2 protein-coding genes and 1 pseudogene are annotated in these 2,816 nt (G+C 46.2%); all 3 read left to right on the forward strand.

The window, feature by feature from the left end; genetic code table 11:
- A partial coding sequence (locus C1T29_RS24780) for an aminotransferase class I/II-fold pyridoxal phosphate-dependent enzyme (protein ID WP_231516555.1) occupies positions 1 to 720 on the forward strand: 720 nt, incomplete at its 5' end.
- A 143-nt stretch (positions 721 to 863) separates the two neighbouring features.
- Positions 864 to 2,393, forward strand: coding sequence for a tRNA (N6-isopentenyl adenosine(37)-C2)-methylthiotransferase MiaB (gene miaB, locus C1T29_RS10845; protein ID WP_020451462.1), 1,530 nt, complete (start codon positions 864 to 866; stop codon positions 2,391 to 2,393).
- A gap of 33 nt (positions 2,394 to 2,426) precedes the next feature.
- Positions 2,427 to 2,795, forward strand: a pseudogene (locus C1T29_RS10850) (RicAFT regulatory complex protein RicA family protein); the annotation flags it as partial.
- Positions 2,796 to 2,816: the final 21 nt, after the last annotated feature.

Consider the following 2,816-nt stretch of genomic DNA (forward strand, 5'->3'; position numbering starts at 1 on the left):
GCGGACATGGAAGATTTAGAAAAGATTTTAAAAAAATCAATGAATTACAGAATGCGGCTTATCGTTACAGACGGCGTGTTTTCGATGGACGGAGACATCGCGCCGCTTCCCGAAATCGTCCGGCTCGCTGAACAGTATGACGCATTTGTCATGGTCGACGACGCGCATGCGTCCGGCGTTCTCGGCGAGAACGGGCGCGGAACGGTTCACCATTTCGGGCTGGACGGGAAGGTTCACATTCAAGTCGGCACGCTCAGCAAGGCGATCGGTGTTTTAGGAGGCTATGCGGCCGGTTCCAAGGTGCTGATCGACTATTTAAAGCATAAAGGCAGACCGTTTCTCTTCAGTACTTCCCATCCGCCGGCCGTCACTGCGGCATGCATTGAAGCGGTCAATGTGCTGATGGAGGAACCTTCATTAATTAAAAAGCTTTGGGACAATACCTCGTACTTCAAAAAAGAGCTTGAAAAAATCGGCCTTCCGCTGATTAAGAGCGAAACGCCGATCACGCCGATTTTAATAGGTGATGAAGCCGAGGCATGCCGCTTTTCAAGCACGCTTTTCGAGCTCGGTTTATTTGCCCAGGCTATTGTATTTCCGACCGTCCCGAAAGGCAAAGCGCGGATCAGAACGATCATGACCGCCCAGCATTCGAAAGAAGAACTTGATAAAGCCCTTGAAATCATTGAAACCGGCGCCAAAAAAGCGGGTCTGCTTTAAACTCATCGATTTCTTTTTAAACAAAGCAAATAACCATTGATAATCATTTTCAGTTAGTGTACAATGATAGGTTCTGGGTTGTGCTGACAACCGAGAACCTTTATACTGAAGAGTGGAGCTTTGTTTGAAAGGAGATCAAAAACATGAATGAGAAACAGCGCATTGAAAGCGGACAGGTCAATCCATCGGACAAAAAATCCGAGAAGGATTACAGCAAGTACTTCGAAGCTGTTTATGTTCCGCCTTCCTTAAAAGATGCGAAAAAACGCGGCAAAGAAGAGGTTAAATACCATAGCGATTTTAAAATTTCCGAGCAGTACAAAGGGATGGGTGAAGGACGGAAGTTCTACATCCGCACATACGGCTGCCAGATGAATGAACACGATACAGAAGTCATGGCCGGTATTTTCATGACCCTCGGCTATGAGCCGACCGATTCGACTGAAGACGCCAATGTGATTCTGTTAAACACATGCGCCATTCGCGAAAATGCGGAAAACAAAGTATTCGGTGAAATCGGCCATTTAAAAGCTTTGAAAAAAGACAATCCGGATTTGATCCTTGGCGTATGCGGATGTATGTCCCAGGAAGAATCAGTCGTCAACCGGATTTTAAAGAAACATCCGTTCGTCGATCTGATTTTCGGTACACACAATATCCACCGCTTGCCGGAACTTTTGTCAGAAGCTTATCTGTCAAAAGAAATGGTCATCGAAGTGTGGTCTAAAGAAGGCGATGTCATTGAAAACCTTCCGAAAGTCCGCACCGGCAAAATTAAAGGCTGGGTCAACATCATGTACGGCTGCGACAAGTTCTGTACGTACTGCATCGTGCCGTACACAAGAGGAAAAGAACGAAGCAGACGTCCTGAAGAAATCATTCAGGAAGTGAGACGACTTGCGGCTGAAGGCTATAAAGAAATCACGCTTCTCGGACAGAACGTCAACGCTTACGGCAAAGATTTCGAGGATATGGAATACGGACTCGGACACTTGATGGATGAGCTCCGCAAAATCAATATTCCGCGAATCCGCTTCACGACAAGCCATCCGCGTGATTTTGACGATCATCTGATCGAGGTGCTCGCAAAAGGCGGGAACCTTCTGGACCACATCCACCTGCCTGTTCAGTCCGGAAGCTCGGATGTCTTGAAACTGATGGCGCGCAAATACGACCGGGAACGCTATCTCGAGCTTGTCGCCAAAATTAAAAAAGCGATGCCGAACGCGTCTTTAACAACAGACATTATCGTCGGCTTCCCGAACGAAACTGATGAGCAATTTGAAGAAACGCTTTCCTTATACAGAGAAGTTGAATTTGACAGCGCCTATACGTTCATTTACTCGCCTCGCGAAGGAACGCCAGCTGCAAAAATGAAAGACAATGTTCCGATGCGCGTGAAAAAAGAACGGCTTCAGCGATTAAATGAAGTGGTCAACGAAATTTCCGCGAAGAAAATGAAGGAATATGAGGGGCAGGTTGTCGAAGTGTTAGTAGAGGGTGAAAGTAAAAACAACCCTGATATCCTTGCCGGCTATACACGGAAAAACAAGCTTGTTAACTTCAAAGGACCAAAAGAAGCGATCGGCCAGCTTGTCAACGTGAAAATCCACCAGGCGAAAACTTGGTCGCTTGACGGAGAAATGGTAGGAGAAGCAATCGAGGTGAAATAAAGTGACGCTTTATACGAAAAAAGAGATTGTTGCAAAAGCGAAGAAGTCGACTTTTTCAAAAAAGCGGAGGCACAGATTAATGAGAATGCCAAAATAACGGGCATTATCAACCAAATCAAAGCCCTGCAAAAGCAAGCCGTCAACTTTAAACATTACGAAAAGCACGAAGCGCTTAAACAAACGGAAGCAAAGATTGACGCGCTTCAGGAAGAGCTTGACGAGATCCCGATCATTCAAGAGTTCAGAGACTCCCAAATGGAAGTCAACGATCTTCTTCAGCTCGTCGCGCATACAATATCAAACCAAGTGACAAACGAGATCATCACATCAACCGGTGGAGACCTGCTGAAAGGCGAGACCGGTTCAAGAGTAAAAAATTCATCCCCGAGCTGTTCTCTATAATTTGGCGGCGCCTGTTAAAGG

The organism is Bacillus sp. MBGLi79 (assembly GCF_002953915.1).

Bases quoted from the DNA above. Each gene is read 5' to 3' on its own strand.
- miaB (WP_020451462.1), top strand. From the start codon at position 864: ATGAATGAGAAACAGCGCATTGAAAGCGGACAGGTCAATCCATCGGAC.